This window comes from Rheinheimera mangrovi, from assembly GCF_003990335.1.
GTDB lineage: Bacteria > Pseudomonadota > Gammaproteobacteria > Enterobacterales > Alteromonadaceae > Pararheinheimera > Pararheinheimera mangrovi.
Genome location: NZ_CP034683.1, coordinates 3,295,995 through 3,320,073 on the forward strand (window position 1 = coordinate 3,295,995; position 24,079 = coordinate 3,320,073).

The following is a 24,079-nucleotide window of genomic DNA, read 5'->3' on the forward strand; positions in this document are numbered from 1 at the left end:
TTTCACACGAATTATCGTTGGAATAAAACTTTATACTAAAGTACAGATAGTACAGAGCTTAGGCTGAGAATGCACCCCAACTTGTAATGTTCGACAGGCAAACCAGAGGCAGGCAAAACCTTGCCACTTGCTCAGGGGCTGCCAAAAAACTGTCATGCTCAAAAGCGTTTTTACATCTTTTGTTAAACAACAGCACTTGCCGACAAACCTTTACCAACCTTTCCTTACCCAACTTTACCCGTAACACACAAATCTAAACCAGTCTTGGTCGGCACTTTGCAGCGTTATTTGGGCGATCAATTCCGATCGTATTCAATGGAGAGCATGAATGAGCATTCAATTCTCTGCCCAGAGTGCATACAACACGGGGTACACCACAAGGCCGCAACTCAGTAAGGAGCAACTGACTGAAGCTGCTGGCAATTTATTCGGTAAATTAGACAGTCAAAATAAAGGCTATTTAGAGCAAAGCGACTTTTCGAGCCTGTTGAGCGGTCTGCAAAACGACGAAGCCAGCACAAAAAGTAAGGAGTTGTTTAGCTCACTGGACTCTGATGGAGATGGTCAACTGACCAGCTATGAGTTCAGCGATAATTTCAGCAATTTACTGTACAGCGCTCAGGGTACTATGGGTCCCAGACCTGCGCCACCTCAGGACAATGGCAAATCAAAAGACGAGCTGACAGCTATGCTGGAAGAGTTGGAGCAGGACGATGAAAAGTCCAGCGAAGGCCTGCAATCCTTGTTGGATAACTTTGATACTGCCGATACAGACGGTGATGGCAAAGTGACAATGCAAGAAGCTATGGCTTACAAGCAAAGTACTGAAGATAGTGCTGGCGCAAGTTCAGCCCAGGCTATGCCACCACCTCCTCCTGGCGCTATGGGCAGCCCTAATCAAGATAGTGGAATAACAGCGGAAGAGCTGACCGCACTGCTGGATTCAACAGGAGAAACGGACTCAGAGATGGCCGCCACTTTACAGTCTCTGATCGATAACTTTGACAGTGCCGATAGCGATGGTGATGGCAAAGTAACGATGCAGGAAGCGAACAGCTTCAGAGAAAGCCAACAGGCTGAGTCGTCTTTAGCCAGCAAGGTCAGCACTGGTTCAGACCAGAGTGAAAGTATCAGTAAGTTGCTTAGCCGTACCATGCAACAGCTGATGGACACTTACGGTGGATTTACCAAAACAAATAGCCAATCAGGCTCAGCAGTAAACATGAGAGCCTGAAAAAAGCATCAGATAAAAGAGTGTAAAAGTCAGGAGTTTCGGGGCATCAGGCAAGGAGGCTGGCCCCTTTTATAAAATAAATTTAAAAATTCTTGTCACAGTTTTAGTGGTCCTGGTGTCTTTGTATTAACGCAAGTTACTTCAACAAACATTAAGGACTCAACCATGAAATCAACAACTGTTTCAGCGTCTACCCAGTTCCATATAGCCGCCACTATTACTGCTGCAGTTGCTTTTAATATGGCCTGCAGCTACAGCTCAGGCTGGTTTATGCCGCTGGTCTGTTACCTGCCGGCGATGGGAAGCCTGTTTACTTTGATCCGTCGTTTTGGCCCATTAGGCAAGGCGCAAAAAACCGGCTTATGGCTGGTACAGCTGACAGCAACACCAGCCTTTGTCGCCGCTTTATGGTTCAGCGGTAAACTGAACTCCATGTTTTAACTTTCTGTCCTTGGATCAGAGAAAAGCGCTTAATGCTGCTTCAAGCTCTGCAAGAGACTGCACTTCCAAATCTGCAGTGATACCTGTTGGCAAAGTCGCACCAAAACGATTCAGCCAGCAGGTATAAAAACCAGCCTCTTTACCACCGCCTATATCCGCTATTGGGTTATCCCCCACCATTAACACTGTGGCTGGATCAGGCTGCCCCATCAGCTGTTTGGCGTGTGTAAAGATCTGAGGATGAGGTTTAGCAGCTCCAACCTGTTCGGAGATCACCAGAATATCAAAGTGATTATGCAGGCCTGTACGCTCTAAACGTATTTGCTGTAAGTCGGTAAAGCCATTGGTGATAATGCCTAATTTGGCTTTCCCCTGCAGTGCATTAAGTAAACTGACAGCACCAGGCAAAGGGGTGCAAACTTCGGCCATGGCCTGTAAAAAACCTGCATTCAGTGCTGCAGGCGCGACATTTAACTGCTGCCCCCAATAGCTAAAACGTTGTTCCTGCAAGCGTTTTGCACTGATCTCACCACTTTGATACTGCAACCAGAGTGGCTGATTTAACGCCTGATAGTCATCATAATGTTGGGCGGTAAAATCCACGCCATACCCCTTAAACAGCAGCTGCAAACCTGCGTAAGCGTCAAAATGAAACAAGGTTTCGTCGGCGTCGAATAAAATCCAGTTAAAAGCTTTCACGTAAATACTCTTATTGTGTAGTAGAGGAAACCTAAGATTTGCGGGTCAGAGCGGATAGCTCTGACCCAGAAGGTTAATCGTCAGAAGAGCCGTTGACTATATCGGCGATGTCTTCCAGACGGCGCAGCGCCAGGTAGTTGATGGTGCGTTTTGGATACTGGCCTTTGCTATTGCGCTCACCTGCTGGCATATCCATCAGAAGTTCCAACGCTTCATCCACCCCTTTGACCACATAAATATGGAACTGGCCCTGCTCTACCGCTTTAATCACTTCATCATTTAGCACCAGATTCAACTGGTTGCTGGCTGGAATAATACAGCCTTGTTTCCCTGTTAAACCACGGGACTGACATAAGCGGAAAAAACCTTCAATTTTTTCGTTGACACCGCCTATAGCTTGTACCTGACCATGTTGGTTAATTGAACCTGTCACAGCCAGACTTTGGGTAATAGGAATATCAGCGATAGCGGAAATCAGCGCACAAACCTCAGCCAGGGACGCACTGTCGCCATCTATTAAGCCATAGGATTGCTCCATGGCAATATTGGCCGACAAGGTCAGTGGAAAATGCTGGGCGTATTTCGCACCTAAGTAACCTGTCAGCAGCATTACGCCTTTGGAGTGAATGGATTTACCCAGCTCAACTTCACGTTCAATATCCACCACACCGGTAGAACCGGCAAAGACAGTGGTACTGATCCGGGCTGGAGTACCAAAAGCTGTATCGCCAATTTCCAGTACGGTTAAACCGTTAATTTTGCCAACAGCCCAGTCGTCCGTGTCTATTAAAATCTGACCTTCCTGAATGTCTTCCAAAAAGGACTCGCTGATGCGACCTGTGCGGTACTGTTTGCCTTGCAACGCCATTTGCACATGTTCAGCACGCAGTTCTGTGGAATCGTGCTGAGCAGCGTAAAAACAGGCTTCGCGCACCAGCTCCAGCACTTCAGCAAAACGGGCTGACAGTTTGCGCTGATGTTCGGCCTGACGGAAACTAAAATTCAGTAACTGCTTTAAACCGCAGGCGGACAAGGTTTCCATCTCCATTTGCTGGATTTGATCCTGAATTTGCAGCGACATATAGCGCACTGTCTGCTCGTTAAAAGGCAGATAATGCTCAAAGTCAGCTAAGACGCGGAACAGCTCGTTGAATTCGTCGTCCACGTCCTGCACCAGATAATACAAATCGCGCGATCCCAGCAGTACGACTTTAACGCTCAGTGGGATAGCCTTTGGGGTAATGATGGTGGAGTTAGTCACCGCATGATCACTTAAGGTGTCGATAACAATTTCGCCACTTTTCAGTGCCAGCTTTAATGCATCCCAGACACCGGGCTGTGACAATAAACGATCCGCATCCAATACCAGATAACCACCATTGGCTTTGTGCAAAGCACCAGGGCGGATCATACGGTAATTGGTGTACAAAGAGCCCTGCATCGAGCTGTATTCCACCCGGCCAAATAAATTGCCATAGCTTGGGTTCGGTTCAAAAATGATAGGAGCGCCGTCCATTAATTCGTGATGCATCAGCACATTAGGCACAAAGTCGCCGACAAAAATGCTGCGAATATCCAGCTCTTCCAGTTTATCGCTTTCGGCTTCTTCCGGCAGCAGCTCCAGCATAGCTTTGACCAAGGCCGGTTTCATATCCCGCAGATAACGCAACACGCCCAGTTCACCGGCATAGTCGTGTTCCAGTTGTTTCAGCAATGGCTTAATGGCTTGTTCTATGGTTTCACGGCGCAAGGCACGCAGGTTTTCCGACAGTTCACGTTTCCACTGCGGTAATTCCAGCAACTGCTCGTTTAATATGGTTTCAAGCTCAGAGACTAAGTCATAGAAAAACTGCCTTTTTTCTTCCGACAAATTGGCAAACTCGTTGTCATCCAGTGCTTTGCCATCGACCACAGGAGAAAAGCTGACCGCACCGTTTTCTTCGTACAGCACTACTTGTTGCTCTAAGGCTTTGCGTTCCACCAAAGCAATAGCTGCTTCGTATTTGTCGTCAAAGGCCTGATGTATGGCTTTTTTCTTGCGCTGATAGCCCGGGTTATCAAAAGCGGCCGGAAAGGTATCGAGCAGCTCGTCTATTAAGGCTTCGACCTTTTTCACCAGCACTTTGCCTTCACCCGGCACTAAACGTAAAGTGCCCGGAATACGTTCATCATCAAAGTTATTGATATAACACCAGTCGTCTGGCGTGGCTTTTTCGCTGGCCGCTTGCTGCAAAATATCCTGCACTAAGGTGTAACGGCCTAAAGCGGGCTCGCCCATCACATAGAGGTTATAACCCGGCATATCCATGCCGATGGCAAAATTTAATGCTGCCTTTGCTCTGTCCTGGCCAATAAAAGTGCTGGATAAACCAGTGACATCCAGCGCTTGCTGGATCAGGTTTTTATCAAGTTGTGGGCCTAAATGTTCGGCGGTTAAAGCATATTTATGGCTGTTGTGCGTCATGCAACCTGCTCAGTGTTAAAAGATGAAAACTACAATTTCCGTCATCTTAACAAATCATTGAATAAAATGAAGGATGTAAACCTAAGTAACTTGGAGTTGCAGGGAAGCGACAAACCTGTGAGCCCCCAGGAGCATAGTTAACCTATGTGACTAGGGCGAGTGGCGCAGTCAACAAAGCTGCAGCTTCAAGGACGACGGTTTTAAAAAGGCAGACCCTGACGGCTGTAATGAGTCCCTCCGCAATATACACAAGCACCCAATTCAGCCGGATGGTAAAAGGCCTGTTGTTGCTGACACTGTTGGCATTGATACAGTCCCATACCTACTTCTTCACCTTGCAGATACGTACCCTGATGATCCAAATCCTGCATCAGTTCCTGCCATTCGATCTGGGTTTTATCGGTAATGAGCGAAAGCTCGTACCACAGGGTTTCAGGCCAGAGAGATGGCGCTTGTTCTGCTTCTGTGGCCTGACGTTTAAAGGTTTCGATAAAAAGCTGAGTTTCATAAGCCGTCAGCTCTTTCCCTGCTTTGATATAAGCTTTAACTGTGTCGGCAAAACCCACCAGATTATCCAGTTGCTGCTGCCGCCCTTCTTTAAACATAGTGGCTAACTCATTGAGCCAATTCTGATATTTTTCTTTAAATTCGGACATAATCCCTCCTTACTGCTTAGTCTTAGTATAGACGGACAAAATCAGCAGGCTGGATTTTAAACCTGTAGCCGGGTTGTTTAATCGCAGACTCTATTGCAGCTTTGGCTACTAAAGCTCAGTCTGATGGCAGAATTTTATCAGGATATACCCATGAAACTTTTTTGTGCTTTTATCGCAGTGGCCGCCTTCAGCAGTGCCCATGCAGCCGACTACTTTCCTCCTGCAGGTCAGTGGCAACAAATACCAGCGGCCGAATTAAAAGTGGACGCCACCTTGCTGCAACAGGCTGTGGACTACGCTATTCAGGCTGAAAACCAAGCGGATCCGGATCAGGCCATTAATCAGGCCACTACTTTTGGCGCCAAAGAGCCGTACGATCAGATCATTGGCCCTATGAAAACCCGCTCTCCTGCCAACGGCCTTATTATTTACAAAGGCGCAGTAATAGCGCAGTGGGGTGATACCCTGGCCGTGGATATGACCCATAGCATCACTAAAACCTTTTTAACCACAGTGACAGGCCTTGCCTGGCAACAGGGCTTAATTCGTAACCTGCAGGACAAAGTAGATGGCTATATGCCACATGGTGTGGATTTATATCAGGGCGCACACAACAGCCAAATCCGCTGGGATCATCTGCTACGTCAAACCAGCGACTGGCAAGGCACCTTATGGGGCAAACCGGACTGGGCTGACCGACCTGAAGGCAAAACGCCGGCCGACTGGCCAAAGCGGCCTTTACGCACGCCGGGTAGCCATTACAAATACAATGATGTGCGGGTGAATCTGCTGGCGCTATCGACTTTGTATGTCTGGCGTAAACCTCTGCCTCAAGTGCTGAACGAACAAATCATGACCCCTATTGGCGCGTCATCGACCTGGCGCTGGTATGGCTATGACAATAGCTGGATTGAGCTGGATGGTCAGAAGATACAGTCTGTATCAGGAGGCGGTCATTGGGGCGGCGGCATGTTCATCAACGCCTGGGATTTAGCCCGTTTTGGTTATTTATTTTTGCACGATGGCAAGTGGCAGGACCAACAGCTAATTAATAAAGAATGGATCCGGCTTGCCAGCACTGGCGGTTCTGCCAACCCTGAATACGGTTTTGCCAACTGGTTTTTAAACCCGGGCCGTAAAGCTCTGCCCAATGCGCCAGCAACCGCTGTTACTTTTCAGGGCGCGGGCCGCAATATTATTTACATCGACAAAGACAACGATCTGCTGATGGTGGCGCGCTGGATTGGCAATGGCGATGAACTGAATCAACTGGTTGGCAAAGTACTGAAGTCATTGCCAAACCGTCCCCACAAATAGAACAAGAGTGTTTTTTCATGGTTAAGCTTTTTGCACGGCGCTATTTTTTGTGCCGTGCAATAGTGATATTCCCAAGAGTGCCTGTTGTTGCGCCCCCCTCGCTTGCGGTATGCTAGCGGCAATTTTTCCCGCCGGTTTTATCGGTCTGGTTTTGACGTCATGTTGGAAGGTTTTTAATGCACGAACAATATAATCCGCAGTTGATTGAACAGCAGCTGCAAAAGGAATGGGAACAAACAAACGCCTTTAAAGTAGTAGAAGATGCTTCGAAAGAAAAATACTACTGCCTCTCTATGTTCCCGTACCCAAGTGGCCGTTTACATATGGGCCATGTGCGTAACTACACTATCGGTGATGTGATCAGCCGCTTCCAGCGTATGCAAGGCAAAAACGTCATGCAGCCTATGGGGTGGGATGCTTTTGGTTTACCAGCAGAAAACGCTGCTATTGCCAATAAAACAGCACCAGCCAAATGGACCTACGCCAATATCGACTACATGAAAGGCCAGCTGAAACGCTTAGGTTTTGGTTACGACTGGGACCGTGAAGTCGCGACCTGTAAACCTGAATACTACAAGTGGGAACAATGGTTCTTTACCAAGTTATTCGAAAAAGGCCTGGTCTACAAAAAAATGGCCACAGTAAACTGGGACCCAGTGGATCAGTGCGTATTGGCCAACGAGCAAGTGATTGATGGCCGCGGCTGGCGTTCAGGTGCTTTGGTAGAACAGCGTGATCTGGCGCAATGGTTTATTAAAATCACAGATTACGCCGAAGAATTATTACAAGACTTAGACCAGTTAGACGACTGGCCTGAGCAAGTCAAAACCATGCAGAAAAACTGGATCGGCCGCTCAGAAGGCGTAGAGATCGAGTTTAAAGTGGCAGGTTCAGATCAATCCATGACTGTCTACACCACACGTCCGGACACTTTATATGGCGTGACTTACGTAGCAGTGGCCGCTCAGCATCCATTAGCCCAACAAGCAGCAGTTAATAATCCAGAATTACAGGCTTTTATTGACGAGTGCAAAGGCGGCAAAATGGCCGAAGCCGACATGGCAACCATGGAGAAAAAAGGCGCGCCAACAGGCTTGTTTGCTATTCACCCATTAACAGGTGAACAGGTACCGGTGTGGGTTGCTAACTTTGTGTTGATGCATTACGGCTCAGGTGCTGTGATGGCCGTGCCTGGTCACGATCAACGCGATTATGAATTTGCCACTAAATACGGTCTGGCGATTAAACAAGTAGTTCAGCCTGAAGCTGGCAGCACTGCAGTGTGCGATTTAACCACTGCTGCCTTTACTGAAAAAGGCATGCTGGTGAACTCTGACGAATTTAATGGTTTAGACTTCGCAGCTGCTTTTAAAGCCATAGCTGACAAGTTAACGGCCATGGGTATTGGTCAGGTCAAAGTGAATTACCGTTTACGTGACTGGGGTGTATCCCGTCAACGTTACTGGGGTTCGCCTATCCCTATGCTGACGCTGGAAGATGGTACTCAAGTGCCTGTTCCTGAAGATATGCTGCCGGTGCGTTTACCTGAAGATGTGGTGATGAACGGTGTAACCTCGCCAATCAAAGCCGATCTGGAGTGGGCAAAAACCACCTACAACGGCCAGGCCGCTTTGCATGAAACTGACACCTTCGATACCTTTATGGAATCGAGCTGGTACTATGCCCGTTACTGCAGCCCTGATCATGACAAAGCTATGCTGGACCCAGCCAAAGCCAACTACTGGCTGCCGGTTGATCAGTACATTGGTGGTATTGAACACGCCATTTTGCACTTACTGTACTCACGTTTCTTCCACAAACTGTTACGTGACGTAGGTTTAGTGCAGTGCGACGAACCGTTCAAACGTTTATTGTGCCAAGGCATGGTGTTAGCAGACACTTTCTACCGTGAAACAGAAAACGGTGGCAAAGAGTGGTTCTCTCCTGCCGATGTTGCGACGGAACGTGACGAAAAAGGCCGTATTACCGCATCAATTTTAAAAACGGACGGCAAGCCGGTGTTATCCGCTGGCATGAGCAAAATGTCCAAGTCGAAAAACAACGGTATTGACCCGCAATTGGTTATAGACCAATACGGCGCCGACACAGTGCGTTTATTTATGATGTTTACTGCGCCACCAGAGCAAACTCTGGAGTGGCAGGATTCAGCCGTAGAAGGTGCAAACCGTTTCTTACGCCGCATCTGGACTTTGGCAGCCGATCATAAAGAGCTGTTCAGCACAGCGCTAACCTCTTTGGAATTAAACTCAGACCAAAAAGCACTGCGCCGTGATATTCACAAAACCATAGCCAAAGTGTCTGACGATATAGGCCGTCGTAACGTGTTTAACACTGCTGTTGCCGCTATTATGGAACTGGCCAACAAAGTACAAAAAGCGCCTGTGGATACAGATGCTGACAAGCAAGTGAAACGTGAAGGTATTCAGACCTTAGTACAGTTACTGAACCCAATCACACCACACTTGTCGCAGTACCTGTGGAAAGAGTTAGGTTTTGCAACTGCGCTGGAACAAAGCCCATGGCCAGTGGCTGATGCAGCTGCTATGGTGGAAGACGAAAAGCTGGTGGTGGTACAAATTAACGGTAAAGTCCGCGCCAAAGTAACAGTCTCAGTGGATGCGACTGAAGCTCAGGTGCTGGAACTTGCTCATGCTGAAGAAAACGTGCAGCGTTTCCTGGAGGGTGTCACTATCCGTAAAGTGATTTATGTTCCGGGTAAATTGCTGAGTCTGGCCGTAGGATAAAATGAAAAAGCACTCCGTATGGACAGGGCTGCTGCTTGCAGGCAGCCTGCTTCTGACCAGCTGTGGCTTCCACTTACGTGGTAGCCTGCCGCTGGAGCGTTATCCGGCCATTTTTGTGGATGCCAAAAAGCACTCTGAACTGGCCAGCTTGCTATCGGACCAACTGGAAAGCAATAAAGTGAAATTGCTGACCGAACTGGATCCGAAAGCACCAGCTCTGATGCTGCAGCAGGATAGTCTGGAACGCCGGACTTTATCTTTATTCCCTAATGGTCAGGTCGCCGAATACGAGCTGATTTATAGAGTGAAGTACCAGTTACTGCTGCCGGATCAAGAGATTCAGGAGTTTCAATTCGAACTGACCCGTGACTATCAGGACGATCCAAACCTTGCGCTTGCCAAAGCCAAAGAGCTGGATTTGTTATTGCAGGAGCTGAGAAATCAGGCGGCAAGCCGCATTATCCGTCAGTTAAACCGGATCAAATGATGCTGAAGCTGTATAGCAATCAGCTTGCTGCACAGTTACAAAAAGGCCTGGCACCTGTGTATCTGGTGTTTGGTGAAGAACCGCTGCAAAAGCAAGAAAGCATAGATTTGATTCGGGCTGCTGCAAAAAAGCAAGGTTTTGAAGAAAGACAAAGTTACAGCTGGGACAATAGTTTCAGCTGGAACGACTTTCTGATGGAGCTGAATAACTTATCGTTATTTTCACCCCGTCGTGTATTCGAGCTGGAACTGCCGGCCAAATTACCGACAGGCGTCAGCGATTTATTAAAACAACTGCCCGCTTTACTGCACCAGGATTTAATTCTGGTGTTGCATGCTGCCAAAAATGCCAATGATTATGCAAAATCGGCCTGGTTTAAAACGCTGGCGGAACAAGCAGTGCAGGTGCAGTTTTACCCACTGGACGATCAGCAGTTTCAGCGCTGGTTACAACAACGTGCTTCGCAACTTAAACTGCATTTAACCCCGGATGCCATTACCTTAATGCAGCATCACTGCGCTGGTAATTTATTGGCTGCAGCGCAGGAGCTGGAAAAATTGGGCTTAAGTCTGGTCAGTGGCACCATAGATGCTGAACTATTGGAACAACATTTAGCTGACCAGTCGCACTTTTCGGTGTTTCAGTTAGTAGATGCCTTACTCTCTGGCCAGGGTAACGAAGCCTTGCACCGGCTTGACCGTTTGTTACAGCAGGACACTGAGCCTGTGATTATTGCCTGGCAGTTGCAAAAAGAAGTCACGACATTGATGCAAATGCATCTGGCCCAACAGCAAGGTAAACCGCTGGCAGATTTTTTCAAAAAAAATGCAATTTGGCCTAAACGTCAGCCTATGTATCAGACAGCAGTATCACGTTTACCTGCCAAATGGCTGGGTTATGTGCAGCAGGAACTGGCCGCCTTTGACCGGGCTTTTAAGTCCGGCGCGTTAAATAGCCCTGAACTGGCGTTGGCGCATTTAACCAGTTTATTGGTCAGCCCTGTGTCTAAAGTATTTTCATTGCAGCAGCGTTATGCCGACTTCACGCCCTGATCGCGCTTTTGCCGTTTTTGGCGGCACTTTTGACCCTGTGCACAAAGCGCATTTAGCCTGTGCTCAATACGTATTAAAACACTGTGCTGTCAGTGAAGTGCAACTGATGCCTTGCCATCTGCCTGCTCATCGTGCTAGCCCTGGCGTCAGCGCTGAACACAGAGCGGCCATGGTGCAACTCGCCATTGAGCATATTCCTGGTTTGTCGCTACAGAGTCTGGAGTTAAATAAGCACAGCCCTTCGTACACTGTCGATAGTTTGCGTTTATTGCGCGAACAGTATCCGCGTGGTGGCTTGTTATTTGTGATGGGGATGGATTCACTGGCCTATTTTAAGCAGTGGCATCAGTGGCAAAGTATTTTACAACTGGCTCATCTGGTGGTTTGTCAAAGACCAGGCACTTCGGCTGACGATGGCGATTGCCCTGCACTACTGCAACACTATGGCACTAAGGCACTGCAAGATCTGCATTTACTCGACGCTGGCAAAATTATGTTGCTCGATAACCCACCGCTGGATCTTAGTGCAACCCGGATTCGCACCTTGCTGGAAAAAAACCAGCAAAGCAGCGAACTAAATCAACTGATACCAGCCGAAGTGCTGCAGTATATAAAAACACAAAGGCTGTACTGCGGCATATAAGATCAGAATAAAAAGTGTTAACATGTCGCGTTTTTAGACCCCGGAGTTAAAAGTGCAAGCACAAGAGTTATTAGCCTTCGTCCTCGACAAGCTGGACGACATGAAAGCCAAGGATATCGTTAGCCTGGATGTCAGAGAAAAATCCAATGTGACAGACTCCATGGTGATCTGCTCAGGTACCTCAAATCGTCATACCCGTTCTATTGCCGATCATCTGGCCAAAGAAGCGAAAAAAGCAGGTATCAGTGTATTAGGCATTGAAGGTGAAGCTTCAGGTGAGTGGGTACTGATCGATTTGGGCGAAGTCATTGCCCATGTAATGCAGGAAGAAAGCCGCAGTTTTTACCAGTTAGAGAAACTCTGGAGCGTTTAACGGCATGAAGTTAATGCTGATTGCAGTCGGCACAAAAATGCCTGATTGGGTCACTACGGCTTATGAAGAATATGCCCGTCGTTTTCCGCGTGATTTACCACTGGATTTAATTGAAATTCCGGCCGGTAAACGCGGGAAAAATGCGGACATTAAACGTATTCTCGAAACCGAAGGCGAAAAAATGCTGGCCGCTGTCCCCAAAGGTGCCCGCATTATTACGCTGGAGGTAGAAGGAGCCAACTGGAGCAGTCCGCAACTGGCACAAAAACTGACGCAATGGCAAATGGATGGCCGTGATGTCTGTTTACTGGTGGGTGGCCCTGAAGGCTTAGCTCCAGCTTGCATAGCTGCGAGTGAAGGTAAATGGTCGTTATCTGCGCTGACCATGCCCCACCCTATGGTGCGTGTGGTATTGGCAGAAAGCTTGTACCGCGCCTGGAGCATTAGTACGAATCACCCTTACCATCGCGAATGACCATGATTAAAAAACGCCCATCCATTCAGGATCCTGCTGCCGAAAGCCAGATGTTTAATCAAAGGGCTTTGTTTGGTTTTGCGGTAGTGCTGATTTGCTTTTGTGTGGTGGTATTTAATCAGTACAAGTTGCAGGTGGTGATGCACGAACATTACATGACCCGTGCAGATGGCAACCGTATTAAACTTATTCCTCAGCCGCCAAATCGTGGTTTGATTTATGATCGCAACGGTATTTTGTTAGCAGAAAACCGCCCTATTCATTCGGTTGAACTTATTCCCGAACAAGTGAAAAACATTCCTGAAACTCTTGCTGAAATTGCACGCCTGATTGAAATCACACCAGAACGCCAACAAGAGTTTTTAAAAGAAGTAAAACACCACAGACGTTTTGTCAGCATAGCGGTTAAAGAGCATCTGACAGAGCAGGAAGTCGCTATCATTGCGGTGAATCAGCACAGATTAGCAGGCGTTACTTTAGAAGCGCGCTTAACCCGGCATTATCCTTTTGGCGAGCTGTTTACCCATGCTTTAGGTTATATCGGCAAAATTAACGCCAAAGAACTGACGAAGCTGGAAGAAGATGGCGTCAGCGCGAATTACGCTGCCAGTCGCGATATCGGCAAAATTGGTCTGGAACGTTTTTACGAAAGCCAACTGCATGGTCAGGTCGGCTTTGAACAAGTGGAAGTGAATAACAGAGGCAGGGTGATTCGGGTTCTTGACTCTAAACCTGCGACCTCAGGTGACGATTTAATCTTATCTATTGATATGAGCCTGCAGTTAAAAGCTCAGGAACTGATTGGCGACAACCGTGGCGCCATAGTGGCGATGGACCCGCGTGATGGCGCTGTATTGGCCTTTTACAGTAACCCAAGTTATGACCCGAATTTATTTGTGCATGGGATCAGTGGCAAAAACTACCGTGAACTGCTGAATTCTCCCGATCGTCCTCTGGTTAACCGGGTGACTCAAGGGGTGTACCCACCAGCTTCAACTATTAAACCCCATATGGCGGTACTTGGATTAGAAAACGGCACAGTGACGGAACAAACCCGAATTCCGGATCCAGGTTTTTACAAGTTACCTAACTACAGCCGGCCTTACCGCGACCATGTGAAATGGGGTCACGGCTGGGTTGATGTCTACACTGCCATTACCAAAAGCTGCGACACTTACTTTTATGATTTGGCGGTAAAACTCGGCATAGATAAAATTTCCGACTATATGAAAAAATTTGGTTTTGGCTCCCGCACAGGTATAGATGTGATGGAAGAAAGTGCAGGTTTGATGCCTTCTAAAGAATGGAAAAAAGCCAGACACAAACAAAGCTGGTATCCGGGTGATACAGTGTCTTTAGGTATAGGCCAGAGCTACTGGAGTGTGACTCCTATGCAACTGGCGTTGTCGACTGCCATTTTGGTGAACGATGGTCAAAAACCTACCCCTCATATGGGCCGTTATTTTCGCAGTCAAGGCAAGGACACCAGCCTGATAGCGCCATTGCAAACTGCAATGGAGGTCAAAGATCACAATAACTGGCGTATTGCCAAAGAGGCCATGCGTCAGACTGTTATGGTTCAGGGTGGTACAGGTTTTAATGCTTTTAAAGGCATCAGCTATAGCGCTGCCGGTAAGTCGGGCACAGCACAGGTTATTAATATGGCCGCGAACCAAAAATATGATGCAAATGCCATTAAAGAAATTCATCGCGATAACGCGATGTTTATTGCTTATGCTCCAGCAGAAAATCCCACTATTCTGGTGGCAGTGGCCTTAGAAAACGCCGGTGGTGGTGGTACCAACGCTGGTCCTATAGCACGTAAAATGATGGATCATTACTTTACCCGTCAAAGCGCGGCGGGAGCACAACCATGAGTTTACGAAAAAAAGTGCAACGAATGATCATTCAGCCGCTAGTCCATCAGGATGGATCACTATTTATCTCTACCCGTCAAAGTGCCGCAGGAGCTCAACCATGACCCTGTTAAAAGATCCGAGCCATAAAGGTTTTTTGGCTAAATTACATTTGGACGGTCCTTTGTTTGCTGGCCTGTTGACCTTGTGCTTCACAGGCTTATTTGTACTCTACAGTGCCAGTGGCCAACACTGGGATATGATGGCGGCGCACAGCACCCGCCTGCTCATTGCTTTTGGCGCTATGTTGTTATTGGCGCAAGTGAAACCTCAAACGTTTAGCTTTTGGGCAGTCCCGTTGTTTTTGGCTGGTACCGTTATGCTGGTGATGGTGTTAGCCTTTGGTCATATAGGCAAAGGCGCACAACGTTGGCTGGACTTAGGTTTTATGAAGTTTCAGCCCTCTGAGGTGATGAAACTGGCCGTGCCTATGGCAGTCGCCTGGTATGTATCTTCTCATCCCTTGCCGCTTAAGTTTAAGCACCTGATTATTGGTTTTATCATGTGTGCTATCCCTACAGTGCTGATACAACAACAACCGGATTTAGGTACCTCTATTCTGATCTTTGTCGCTGGCATTTTTGTGCTGTTCTTAGGTGGCATGAGCTGGCGAATCATTACAGCAATCGGCATGATTATTCCTGTCGCGTCTTATACGATGTGGTTGTTTTTTATGCACGACTACCAAAAGCGCCGGGTATTAACCTTTTTAAATCCTGAGAGTGACCCACTTGGTTCTGGTTACCATATTATTCAGTCGAAAATTGCCATAGGTTCAGGTGGTTTTGAAGGTAAAGGCTGGATGCATGGTACTCAATCGCAGCTGGAGTTTTTACCTGAGCGTCATACCGACTTTATCTTTGCAGTATTTAGTGAAGAGTTAGGCATGATAGGTGTGCTGTTTTTATTGGCTTTGTATGCTTTTATTATCGCCCGCGGTTTAATTATCGCCAGTCGTGCACAGGACAACTTCAGCAAGCTGCTGGCTGGCAGCATCACTCTGACATTTTTTGTCTACGTCTTCGTTAACATTGGTATGGTATCAGGCTTGTTACCCGTAGTAGGTGTGCCTTTGCCTTTGATTAGCTACGGTGGGACATCCATGGTTACACTAATGGCTGGTTTTGGTATTCTAATGTCGATCAGCACCCATAAACGACTATTAGCTCAGCAGTAGAAAGAATCAATGATAAAAAAATTAAGTACTCTATGCTGTACTCTGATACTGGCTTCCTGTTCACAAACACCAGAGCCAAAATCAGCATCTTCAAAAGTTACTCCTGACTGGGAAGAACCAAACAAAGGCCGTTATTCTCAAGCGACAGACAGTCACCCGACTCGTTTGCCCACTTTGCTGGAAATGACCGATCCTGAACCGCGCGCAGAAGCATTAAGCCGCGGTGGCAATAAACCTTACAATATTTATGGCGTAGACTATTCACCCCGCACCGACCTGATGGAATACAAAGAAACAGGTATAGCCTCCTGGTATGGCCATAAATTTCATGGACACCTGACCTCCAACGGTGAAACTTACAATGTATTTGCTATGTCTGCTGCACACAAAACCTTACCTTTGCCTTCTTATGTGCGGGTGACCAACCTGGACAACGGTAAAACAGCAGTCGTTCGAGTGAATGACCGTGGTCCTTTTCATCAGGACAGAGTAATCGACTTATCTTATTCTGCGGCTTATAAAATTGGCATGATGGGCAAAGGTACAGCCCGTGTTCAGGTAGAGCTGTTAGCCTCGCCCGCCATGACCAGTCAGGAAAGTTATGCCATGGGTTTAGGCAGCAGAGGCAATCAGTTTGAAGAAACCACTATAGCCTCGAACCCAGCAGGCCCAAGACCTGGCAGTGTGGCAGCGCCAGCTGCGGCTTCGGTTTCTGCACCAGTAAGCTCAGCTCCTGCGACTGCAGTCTCTGCACCTGTATCCACTTCCAGTAAAGTAACAGGCTGTTTTATTCAACTGGTGGCCAGTGGCAACAGAGAAAAATTACAGAAATTGGGCGCAGATCTGCAGCAGCACTGGTCTGTGTCGACACAAATTAATGATGGCAATGGAATTTTCCGTTTATTGGCGGGTCCAATGCCATCAGCGGCAGAAGCGAACAGCTGGCTGGAACGTTTTAAAAGTGCCGATTATCCATCGGCTTATATTACAGATAAAAAAAGCTGTGGTTAAAACCACGGTTGATTTCGTTTAAAAATGAACTCAGCTCAACAACATAAGAAAGGTCTCATGAATACGTACTCCAGAATTTTTATTGCTTGCTCCTTTGGTGTTGCTAGTTTTTTAGCAGCCGGACAAACAGCCCCACTGACAGCGGCACAGATGACGCCACAACCTCCGGAAGTGAATGCCAAAGGCTACATACTGATTGATTACCATACAGGTGCAGTGCTGGCTGAAGGCAATGCCGATGGTTTATTAGCGCCTGCAAGCCTGACCAAAATGATGACCAGCTACATCATTGGTACAGAAATCAAAAACGGTACTATTAAGCCGTCCGATCCTGTCACTATCACTGAAAACGCCTGGGCTAAGCAATATTCCGACTCGTCGAAAATGTTTATCGAAGTGGGTGAAACCATCAGCGTTGAAGAATTAAACCGTGGCATTATTATCCAATCAGGCAACGATGCTTGTGTGGCTATGGCCGAACATATTGCGGGCACTGAAGGCGCCTTTGTGGAGCTGATGAACGCTCACGCTGTGCGTTTAGGTATGGACAATACCCATTTTGCTAACGCCCATGGTTTACCTGATGAAACTCAGCGCACCACGGCCCGTGATATGTCAAAGTTGTCGGTTGCACTTATTCGTGACACACCGGACGAATACAAAATTTACTCAGAAAAAGAGTATGTATTTAACGGCATCAAACAATACAACCGTAACGGTTTATTGTGGGATAAAAGCCTGAATGTGGATGGTATTAAAACAGGCCACACTTCAGAAGCCGGCTACAGCCTGATCACCTCTGCGACCAAAGACGATATGCGCTTAATCTCTGTGGTCATGGGCACAGACAGCGCGAAAATCCGTGAGGCAGAAAACAAAAAGTTACTGACCTATGGCTTTCGTTTTTTCGAAACTTTCTCCCCTTATAAAGCAGGTGAGAAGTTTGCTGAACAACGGGTATGGCAAGGCACTAAAGAAATCATCACTTTAGGTGTACTGGCAGAAACGCCTATTACCCTGCAACGTAATCAACGTAAAGATTTAAAAGCCGACTTTAAATTGAATCAGGAACTGATTGCCCCCATATCTAAGGGTCAGGTACTGGGCACTGTTTACCTGAAGCTAGGTGACAAAGATATCGCCGAATTTCCATTAGTAGCGCTTGAAGATATCGAGCAGGCTGGTTTATTCAGCCGATTAGTAGATATGGTGAAGATGCGCTTCCAATAAGTATACCCATCGTACTTGAAGCTGCAGCTTTGTTGACTGCGTGCTCTCGCCGAAGTCACATAGGATACTATGCTCCTGAGGTCTCAAGCACTTGTCGCCATCCTGCAACTCCAATTACTTTGGGTATGTAAACAACATAGCCAGAGATAAAAACAGTCCCGGCAAAGCCGGGACTTTTTGTTAAAATAGATCAAGATTATTTTTGTGAGTAGAACATCATGACAATTGAAGTAAAAGACACCCGCTTTGATGAATTTTTAGAGTTTCCATGTTCAGTAAACTTTAAAGTGCTGGGTGTCGCAGTGCCTGAACTGGTAGATCATATAGTGGTCGTGTTGCAGCAACATGCCAAGGCAGACGACTACAACCCGCAGGTACGACCAAGCAGCAAAGGCAACTATCATTCCGTTAGTGTCGCTGTCACAGTTACCAGCAAGGAACATATGGAGCTGCTGTATACAGAACTTGGCCGTTTAGAACTGGTCCGTTATGTGATCTGACGAGTGGCACTGCCCTTTTTAGTGCCGGTGCGGGTATAATGCCGGCACTTTCAACTGAACCGGAGTTCGTTGTGGTTGATCCTCAAGGCTTAGTGATACGGGATTTAGGGCGCCAGCCTTATGTTCAGGTATGGCAAGCCATGCAAAAATACACAGATGAGCGGACTGAACTCAGTCCGGACGAGCTGTGGTTTGTTGAACATGACCCGGTATTTACTCAGGGTCAGGCCGGTAAAGCAGAACATCTGCTGATGCCAGGTGATATTCCTGTGGTACAAGTAGACAGAGGCGGACAAGTGACTTATCACGGTCCTGGTCAACTGGTCGCTTATGTGTTGCTGGATATCAAAAGACGTAAGCTGGGTGTGCGCGAGTTGGTCACATTAATTGAACAGGTGATCATTCAGGCTCTGGCCCCCTATGGCGTAGAAGCCTATGCCAAAGCAGATGCCCCAGGTGTGTATATACAAGAACAAAAAGTCGCCTCGCTGGGATTGCGGGTGAGAAAAGGCTGTACCTTTCATGGTCTGGCTTTAAATGTGAATATGGATTTGTCACCTTTTTCCAGGATCAATCCATGCGGTTATGCCGGCATGCAGATGATCCAAACCAAAGATATTGCAGGTCCACAGACTGTGGATGAGGCAAAACAAGCTTTGCAGTCACAATTTGTGGCTCAACTGGCGGTTAGCCAGACTGAGCACAAAACAGGGTTAAGTGAATAATATGACCATCAAAACAGCTCGTATGGAACCAGGTGTCAAGTTACGTGATGCCGAAAAAATGGCCCTGATCCCAGTCAAAGTCTTGCCAACAGAACGTGACGAAATGTTACGTAAGCCAGACTGGCTAAAAATCAAATTACCACGCAGCACAGACCGGATAGAGCAAATCAAAGGCGCTATGCGTAAACATGGTTTGCATTCAGTCTGTGAAGAGGCCTCCTGCCCTAACTTGTCAGAATGCTTTAACCACGGCACAGCAACCTTTATGATTTTAGGTGCCATCTGCACCAGACGTTGTCCATTCTGTGATGTTGCTCATGGTCGTCCGCTTCCTCCAAGCGCAGAAGAACCGGAAAAACTGGCATTAACCATCAAAGATATGGCATTAAAATACGTGGTAATTACGTCGGTAGACCGTGATGATTTACGTGATGGCGGTGCCCAGCATTTTGCCGACTGCATCAGCTCTATCCGTCGTGAAAGCCCGGCGATAAAAATTGAAGTGCTGGTACCGGATTTCCGTGGCCGTATGGATACAGCACTGGACATTCTGACGCAAACACCACCAGACGTGTTTAACCACAACCTGGAAACAGCACCACGTTTATACAAACTGGCTCGTCCGGGCGCTGACTATAAATGGTCGCTGGAACTGCTGCGTCGCTACAAAGAAGCCCATCCAGAAGTGTCTACCAAGTCAGGCCTGATGGTGGGTTTAGGCGAGACCACAGAAGAGATCATCGAAGTGATGCGCGACTTACGAGCTCATAACGTTGATATGCTGACTGTAGGCCAATACCTGCAGCCAAGCAAACACCATTTACCGGTCAAACGTTATGTCTCTCCGGACGAGTTTGACGAAATAAAACGTATTGGTTATGAGTTAGGCTTTAAACATGTTGCCTCAGGACCCTTTGTACGCTCCAGCTATCATGCAGATCGTCAGGCGGCAGGTGAAGAAATTGTGAATTACAACGCTAAATAGTACTGAACAATGATCTTTGCAACTATACAACGCAATTTGCGACTGGATAAGGCGCAAAGCTGATGGCGGGAATTCCAGGGATTAAGGAATTTCCGTCAGATGACAAAGCTTGGCGGGTTGATTGGTTTGGCGCACTCCAATACAACCCCTCTGTGCATTTAGAACCCACCTTCCAGGTTATCATCTCCCCCATAGTCAAACCTGACTTCTTCCTGCTGGACTTTGGCAAACTCGCTTCAGTTCAGATAGTTGATTACGACCAGCAGAAAACCTTTGAAATTGGCGTCGGCCAGTTACCAATGATATGCCCCGGATCAATTTGGAGGAACAAGGAATATACAAGCCTTTGTGCAGGAAACACAGTACGACTGGATAACGTGCTGGTTACTGAGGCGACCACTCAAATTCTAAGCGCAGGCGCTAAAGATGATGGTAACTATATTATTCCGTTTACGCACTATCGTTTAGGTAGTGCTGGTTTCCACAGCAAAGTTATGGCTGTGCAATACAATTCAGACCCTTATGGCATTTTAATCCCCATGGCTGAGTTGGTACGTTTCTACTATGCGGTATCAACCGATCTGGCTAATGTAATTTTTTCCGGTGCACTGAAGCACGACATAGATTCAGTACTCAATACCGAAAATACCTGGCTTGAACCTGAAAATGACAGAGCCGTAATTGGCTTGCGGCAACGTTTTTCTGATGAAGACGGCTGGATACTGGCCAGAATAATGAATTCACCTGAAGCCTGGAAAGGTGCAACCAGAGTTCATGACGAAATGTTAAAGCAACGTCAGAATAGAAAGGCTGCACACTTTGAAACCAGTTTTCCATTCAGTGGTGAAACTAATCTGGTTGCCCGTTGCAAATTAATTCCGACTTCAGACCCCAGCCGTTGGCGTTACTTAGTAATGTCCTTAGTGCAATGTTCTGCAGCATTTCCGTTTAAGTATCTGACGGTGATGCGTGACAACGACAACAATAGGGCAAACGCTGAAACTGATAAGCCTGACAGTGAAAAACGTGAAGGCTGGGGCAACCCAGGCATTGTTAAAGGACAGCGAGGAAGACAATTCCAGAGCCAGCAAGCCCCCAATAAAAACAGTGCGACAGAGGTTTTTAACCTGCCAACAAATCGCTTTGCTGATATCGAAGGCAAAAAAGCCGATAAACCAACCAAAGCACAATGCAACCATAAATCCAAACCTAAAGTGATCCCAGCAGTTAAAACAGACGAGTTAGGTAGTGCCCAAGGTGAAAGCAATGACTCAAAAGTTGGGATTGGCAGACTTTACAGCACTTACGAACGCGCCAAAGCGCTTCCTGCAAGCTTTGATACCTTTATCAAGGCCATTGAATACTTAAACACCTTGGATGGCTTTACTGCGAAAATAAGAGCGCCTGACGAGCAGATCCAATACATACCGCTGACAAAGCCTGAAGGATTTTGGCAGTGGTCTTATTTGGATTCAAAAACCTGTACACGCAGACAAATAGTCATTGGAGACGTCTTTTTTAACAATAGTAGTTTCACTGTGACTGAATTTGAGCATCGACATACAGACAAATGCAGAATAGGGCTTATTTTTTTGCCCGACAAAAAGATCTGCAATAAGGACATTCATACGATTTTGTCAAAGCTGGCTCAAGTTCGCGGCGTATGGAATAACTTAGAGTTACATAGATCGGTAATCATCCCATTTTTAATGGACGCTTGAAGTAGAAGCCTGTGTTACTAAGTTGTCCTTGTACTTCGGTGGTATGCCACCCAAAGCTTTGTTTGGCCGTTCATTGTTATAAAACCACAGCCATTCTGTCGCATAGTCCTGAACTTCGGCAATACTGCTGAATAAATATTGGTTTAGCCAGTCGTAGCGAACTGTACGGTTATATCGCTCCACATAGGCATTTTGCTGCGGATTGCCTGGCTGAATATACTTCAGGGCCACTCCGTTTGATTCTGCCCAGTTTTTGAGGACAGAACCAATGTATTCAGGGCCGTTGTCGCTACGGATTTCCTTGGGTTTGCCTCGCCACTCAATGACTTGATTGAGCACTCTGACTACCCGTTCTGCCGGTAGCGAGAAGTCGACCTCAATGGCTAAGCCTTCCCGGTTAAAATCATCAATGATATTCAGCAGCCGGAAACTGCGGCCATCCTCGAGCTGGTCATGCATAAAATCCATCGACCAGCATTGGTTCTTCATCTCTGGCACCGCCAGCGGTTCAGGCTTTTCACGGGTGAGCCGTTTCTTGGGTTTTATCCTTAAGTTCAGCTCCAGCTCGCGGTAAATCCGCAGCACACGTTTATGGTTCCAGCCAAAGCGTTTCACATTACGCAGGTAATAGAAACACATGCCAAAGCCCCAACTCCGGTAAGTGGAGGTTAAGCGCAGCAGCCAGTCCGCAATTTCCGCGTTCTCATCCCTCAGACGGGCCTGATAGCGGTAGCAGGTTTCACTGATGCTAAACACCGCACAGGCCAATGTGACAGAAATGGATTTCTCGCGCACCGCCTTTTGCGCCAATTCCCGTCGGCGCGACGGCTTTACCACTTTTTTTCGATGGCCTCTTTGAGGATTTCGGCTTTGAGCCGTTCTTCGGCGTACATCTTTTTCAGCCGGGCATTTTCCGCCTCCAGCTCTTTAAGCCGGGCCATCATGGATGCATCCATGCCGCCAAATTTGGCGCGCCATTTGTAAAAGGTGGCCGAACTCATACCGTGCTCACGGCAGAGTTCGGGAACCGGAGCTCCAGCTTCCGCTTGTTTTAAAATTGCCAGGATTTGGCTGTCACTAAATTTTGATGTTTTCATGCAGAATCTCCTGCGTTTATATTACGAGAAAATTCTACTTTTAGCGTCAGTTAATTTAAGGGATGATTACCGATCAGCCCTATATAAAGTGTCAGTTACATCATACAAACACACTTGGAGCTCTGCTGATGGCCTTGCTGAAGCATTAAGTAAAATAGTAAAAGGCTTAATCATACTTACATGAAAACTCGTTTTCTGCCCCAATCTAGGGCTATGAGAAGTGAGGGGGTGAGTATATACTGGAGTTAGAATAGGGATTTTGGTGCTTAAACGTGATTGAAGATTTATTAGGATTTTTGTTTAGTTCATCTGGTGATTTCCAAGTAAGTGCTCAATGGTCTTTACTCATATTTAGCATTGCCTCAGCAGTGATCGGACTGATGGTCGTGACTCTCGATTGCTTACTTGTAAAAGCTACAGACAGAAATAGCGTATTGAAGTTATCATATTCAGGGTATAACACCATATTTGTATTTATAATATGGGGCCTTGGAGCTTTCATTGGCGGCTATCTGGGGGCCGCTATCGGTATTTTCGAGATAACTAGGGTCGCAAGTGTATTCGTAGCACTGTCTTGGACAACAGTCCTTCCCAGGTTAGTCGAATCACTCAACAATTCAAATTCACCAGAACGCTTAGACGTTTGAGACGAGAGTATGAGCTTAACAAGAATATTGCTCGGGCGACGAGAGTTTCGTAGTACCGATGAGGTCATTGAGTCAATCAAAGATTTTTCTCTTTTCCAACAGAAAATTGAGGATTTGTCGTTGGCGGAAGCCCTGCTGGTATTTAAAAGCGATACACAACAATGCTGGTTAGTGTTTACGTCGGAACGTATGTATTTTGTCGTAGATGACACAGAAAAAAACCTCCTAAAAGCTCTGTGGGCGCGGGAAAAAGAAAACGCTGTTGACAATGACCGTATAACACTTGATCTAAAGACTGAAAGTATCTCGTCAAAAACCGGTCAGGTACTCATAGGTAATATGAATAAAGGTTTCATGTTTACAAAATCTCTATTTAGCACCGGTTCCGTTACAGGGAAAATGATGACTTTACTCAATAAGCATTTTCTGAATGAGACAGAAGTCTAAACCACAGTCTTGTGCAC

At 46.9% G+C, this 24,079-nt stretch carries 22 protein-coding genes; 18 read left to right on the forward strand and 4 right to left on the reverse strand.

Going from position 1 to position 24,079, the window contains the following annotated elements:
• The first annotated feature begins 328 nt into the window (after positions 1 to 328).
• Both EK374_RS14890 and EK374_RS14895 read left to right on the forward strand, forming a co-directional pair.
• On the forward strand, positions 329 to 1,234 hold the full coding sequence (locus EK374_RS14890) for an EF-hand domain-containing protein (RefSeq protein ID WP_127025255.1): 906 nt from the start codon (positions 329 to 331) through the stop codon (positions 1,232 to 1,234).
• 165 nt (positions 1,235 to 1,399) lie between these two features.
• Positions 1,400 to 1,675, forward strand: a complete 276-nt coding sequence (locus tag EK374_RS14895) for a hypothetical protein (protein WP_127025257.1) — start codon at positions 1,400 to 1,402, stop codon at positions 1,673 to 1,675.
• A 15-nt stretch (positions 1,676 to 1,690) separates the two neighbouring features.
• Here the strand turns inward: EK374_RS14895 and yjjG are convergent, their stop codons facing one another.
• The 3 genes from yjjG to EK374_RS14910 form a co-directional block, all read right to left on the reverse strand.
• Positions 1,691 to 2,374, reverse strand: a complete 684-nt coding sequence (yjjG, locus tag EK374_RS14900) for a pyrimidine 5'-nucleotidase (RefSeq protein ID WP_127025259.1) — start codon at positions 2,372 to 2,374, stop codon at positions 1,691 to 1,693.
• Positions 2,375 to 2,447: 73 nt separating this feature from the next.
• Positions 2,448 to 4,838, reverse strand: coding sequence for a Lon protease family protein (locus EK374_RS14905; protein WP_127025261.1), 2,391 nt, complete (start codon positions 4,836 to 4,838; stop codon positions 2,448 to 2,450).
• 200 nt (positions 4,839 to 5,038) lie between these two features.
• Positions 5,039 to 5,494 (reverse strand): zinc ribbon-containing protein, encoded by a 456-nt coding sequence (locus EK374_RS14910; protein ID WP_127025263.1) that lies wholly within the window; start codon positions 5,492 to 5,494, stop codon positions 5,039 to 5,041.
• 150 nt (positions 5,495 to 5,644) lie between these two features.
• On the opposite strand from EK374_RS14910, the gene EK374_RS14915 reads away from it, so the two are divergent.
• From EK374_RS14915 to EK374_RS14985, 15 genes are all read left to right on the forward strand, one after another.
• Positions 5,645 to 6,811 carry a serine hydrolase domain-containing protein gene (locus tag EK374_RS14915; RefSeq protein WP_127025265.1) on the forward strand — a complete coding sequence of 389 codons (1,167 nt, stop codon included), beginning with the start codon at positions 5,645 to 5,647 and terminating at the stop codon, positions 6,809 to 6,811.
• A gap of 176 nt (positions 6,812 to 6,987) precedes the next feature.
• Positions 6,988 to 9,576: a leucine--tRNA ligase gene (gene leuS, locus EK374_RS14920; protein ID WP_127025267.1), complete on the forward strand. Its 2,589-nt coding sequence runs from the start codon at positions 6,988 to 6,990 to the stop codon at positions 9,574 to 9,576.
• Position 9,577: 1 nt separating this feature from the next.
• Complete coding sequence (locus EK374_RS14925; RefSeq protein ID WP_127025268.1) at positions 9,578 to 10,063, forward strand: LPS-assembly lipoprotein LptE; 486 nt, start codon at positions 9,578 to 9,580, stop codon at positions 10,061 to 10,063.
• Positions 10,063 to 11,115: a DNA polymerase III subunit delta gene (gene holA / locus EK374_RS14930; RefSeq protein WP_127025270.1), complete on the forward strand. Its 1,053-nt coding sequence runs from the start codon at positions 10,063 to 10,065 to the stop codon at positions 11,113 to 11,115. Before EK374_RS14925 ends, holA begins: the two co-directional genes overlap by 1 nt.
• Positions 11,096 to 11,758 carry a nicotinate-nucleotide adenylyltransferase gene (nadD, locus tag EK374_RS14935; RefSeq protein ID WP_127025271.1) on the forward strand — a complete coding sequence of 221 codons (663 nt, stop codon included), beginning with the start codon at positions 11,096 to 11,098 and terminating at the stop codon, positions 11,756 to 11,758. The genes holA and nadD overlap by 20 nt, the downstream gene beginning before the upstream one ends.
• Positions 11,759 to 11,810: 52 nt before the next feature.
• Positions 11,811 to 12,131, forward strand: a complete 321-nt coding sequence (gene rsfS / locus EK374_RS14940) for a ribosome silencing factor (protein ID WP_127025273.1) — start codon at positions 11,811 to 11,813, stop codon at positions 12,129 to 12,131.
• Between the two features lie 4 nt (positions 12,132 to 12,135).
• Entirely contained in the window at positions 12,136 to 12,606 is a 471-nt protein-coding gene (gene rlmH / locus EK374_RS14945) for a 23S rRNA (pseudouridine(1915)-N(3))-methyltransferase RlmH (RefSeq protein WP_008900365.1), read from the forward strand.
• Between the two features lie 2 nt (positions 12,607 to 12,608).
• Positions 12,609 to 14,483 (forward strand): penicillin-binding protein 2, encoded by a 1,875-nt coding sequence (gene mrdA, locus EK374_RS14950; RefSeq protein WP_127025275.1) that lies wholly within the window; start codon positions 12,609 to 12,611, stop codon positions 14,481 to 14,483.
• 100 nt (positions 14,484 to 14,583) lie between these two features.
• Positions 14,584 to 15,699, forward strand: a complete 1,116-nt coding sequence (gene rodA, locus EK374_RS14955; protein ID WP_127025277.1) for a rod shape-determining protein RodA — start codon at positions 14,584 to 14,586, stop codon at positions 15,697 to 15,699.
• A gap of 9 nt (positions 15,700 to 15,708) precedes the next feature.
• On the forward strand, positions 15,709 to 16,710 hold the full coding sequence (locus EK374_RS21085; RefSeq protein ID WP_127025279.1) for a septal ring lytic transglycosylase RlpA family protein: 1,002 nt from the start codon (positions 15,709 to 15,711) through the stop codon (positions 16,708 to 16,710).
• A gap of 57 nt (positions 16,711 to 16,767) precedes the next feature.
• Positions 16,768 to 17,940: a D-alanyl-D-alanine carboxypeptidase family protein gene (locus EK374_RS14965; protein WP_127025281.1), complete on the forward strand. Its 1,173-nt coding sequence runs from the start codon at positions 16,768 to 16,770 to the stop codon at positions 17,938 to 17,940.
• Between the two features lie 218 nt (positions 17,941 to 18,158).
• The gene (ybeD, locus tag EK374_RS14970; RefSeq protein ID WP_127025282.1) at positions 18,159 to 18,440 is read left to right on the forward strand and encodes a DUF493 family protein YbeD; all 282 of its coding nucleotides are present in this window, start codon (positions 18,159 to 18,161) and stop codon (positions 18,438 to 18,440) included.
• A gap of 71 nt (positions 18,441 to 18,511) precedes the next feature.
• Positions 18,512 to 19,165 carry a lipoyl(octanoyl) transferase LipB gene (lipB, locus tag EK374_RS14975; protein ID WP_407691846.1) on the forward strand — a complete coding sequence of 218 codons (654 nt, stop codon included), beginning with the start codon at positions 18,512 to 18,514 and terminating at the stop codon, positions 19,163 to 19,165.
• A gap of 1 nt (position 19,166) precedes the next feature.
• Positions 19,167 to 20,150: a lipoyl synthase gene (gene lipA, locus EK374_RS14980; protein WP_127025286.1), complete on the forward strand. Its 984-nt coding sequence runs from the start codon at positions 19,167 to 19,169 to the stop codon at positions 20,148 to 20,150.
• 62 nt (positions 20,151 to 20,212) lie between these two features.
• Positions 20,213 to 21,871, forward strand: a complete 1,659-nt coding sequence (locus tag EK374_RS14985) for a hypothetical protein (protein WP_127025288.1) — start codon at positions 20,213 to 20,215, stop codon at positions 21,869 to 21,871.
• Here EK374_RS14985 and EK374_RS14990 read toward each other — a convergent pair.
• A protein-coding gene (locus tag EK374_RS14990) for an IS3 family transposase (protein ID WP_407691844.1) occupies positions 21,857 to 22,968 on the reverse strand; the annotation gives its coding sequence in 2 pieces (ribosomal slippage) (positions 21,857 to 22,707 and positions 22,707 to 22,968; 1,113 coding nt in all). The genes EK374_RS14985 and EK374_RS14990 overlap by 15 nt on opposite strands.
• 656 nt (positions 22,969 to 23,624) lie before the next feature.
• On the opposite strand from EK374_RS14990, the gene EK374_RS15000 reads away from it, so the two are divergent.
• Complete coding sequence (locus EK374_RS15000) at positions 23,625 to 24,062, forward strand: hypothetical protein (RefSeq protein WP_127025290.1); 438 nt, start codon at positions 23,625 to 23,627, stop codon at positions 24,060 to 24,062.
• Positions 24,063 to 24,079: the final 17 nt, after the last annotated feature.

Excerpts from the sequence above, each read along its gene's own strand:
- EK374_RS14890 (WP_127025255.1), top strand. The coding sequence starts at position 329 with ATGAGCATTCAATTCTCTGCCCAGAGTGCATACAACACGGGGTACACC.
- EK374_RS14895 (WP_127025257.1), top strand. The coding sequence starts at position 1,400 with ATGAAATCAACAACTGTTTCAGCGTCTACCCAGTTCCATATAGCCGCC.
- EK374_RS14905 (WP_127025261.1), bottom strand. The coding sequence starts at position 4,838 with ATGACGCACAACAGCCATAAATATGCTTTAACCGCCGAACATTTAGGC.
- EK374_RS14910 (WP_127025263.1), bottom strand. The coding sequence starts at position 5,494 with ATGTCCGAATTTAAAGAAAAATATCAGAATTGGCTCAATGAGTTAGCC.
- EK374_RS14915 (WP_127025265.1), top strand. The coding sequence starts at position 5,645 with ATGAAACTTTTTTGTGCTTTTATCGCAGTGGCCGCCTTCAGCAGTGCC.
- leuS (WP_127025267.1), top strand. The coding sequence starts at position 6,988 with ATGCACGAACAATATAATCCGCAGTTGATTGAACAGCAGCTGCAAAAG.
- EK374_RS14925 (WP_127025268.1), top strand. The coding sequence starts at position 9,578 with ATGAAAAAGCACTCCGTATGGACAGGGCTGCTGCTTGCAGGCAGCCTG.
- holA (WP_127025270.1), top strand. The coding sequence starts at position 10,063 with ATGCTGAAGCTGTATAGCAATCAGCTTGCTGCACAGTTACAAAAAGGC.
- nadD (WP_127025271.1), top strand. The coding sequence starts at position 11,096 with ATGCCGACTTCACGCCCTGATCGCGCTTTTGCCGTTTTTGGCGGCACT.
- rlmH (WP_008900365.1), top strand. The coding sequence starts at position 12,136 with ATGAAGTTAATGCTGATTGCAGTCGGCACAAAAATGCCTGATTGGGTC.
- mrdA (WP_127025275.1), top strand. The coding sequence starts at position 12,609 with ATGATTAAAAAACGCCCATCCATTCAGGATCCTGCTGCCGAAAGCCAG.
- rodA (WP_127025277.1), top strand. The coding sequence starts at position 14,584 with ATGACCCTGTTAAAAGATCCGAGCCATAAAGGTTTTTTGGCTAAATTA.
- EK374_RS21085 (WP_127025279.1), top strand. The coding sequence starts at position 15,709 with ATGATAAAAAAATTAAGTACTCTATGCTGTACTCTGATACTGGCTTCC.
- EK374_RS14965 (WP_127025281.1), top strand. The coding sequence starts at position 16,768 with ATGAATACGTACTCCAGAATTTTTATTGCTTGCTCCTTTGGTGTTGCT.
- ybeD (WP_127025282.1), top strand. The coding sequence starts at position 18,159 with ATGACAATTGAAGTAAAAGACACCCGCTTTGATGAATTTTTAGAGTTT.
- lipA (WP_127025286.1), top strand. The coding sequence starts at position 19,167 with ATGACCATCAAAACAGCTCGTATGGAACCAGGTGTCAAGTTACGTGAT.
- EK374_RS14985 (WP_127025288.1), top strand. The coding sequence starts at position 20,213 with ATGGCGGGAATTCCAGGGATTAAGGAATTTCCGTCAGATGACAAAGCT.
- EK374_RS15000 (WP_127025290.1), top strand. The coding sequence starts at position 23,625 with ATGAGCTTAACAAGAATATTGCTCGGGCGACGAGAGTTTCGTAGTACC.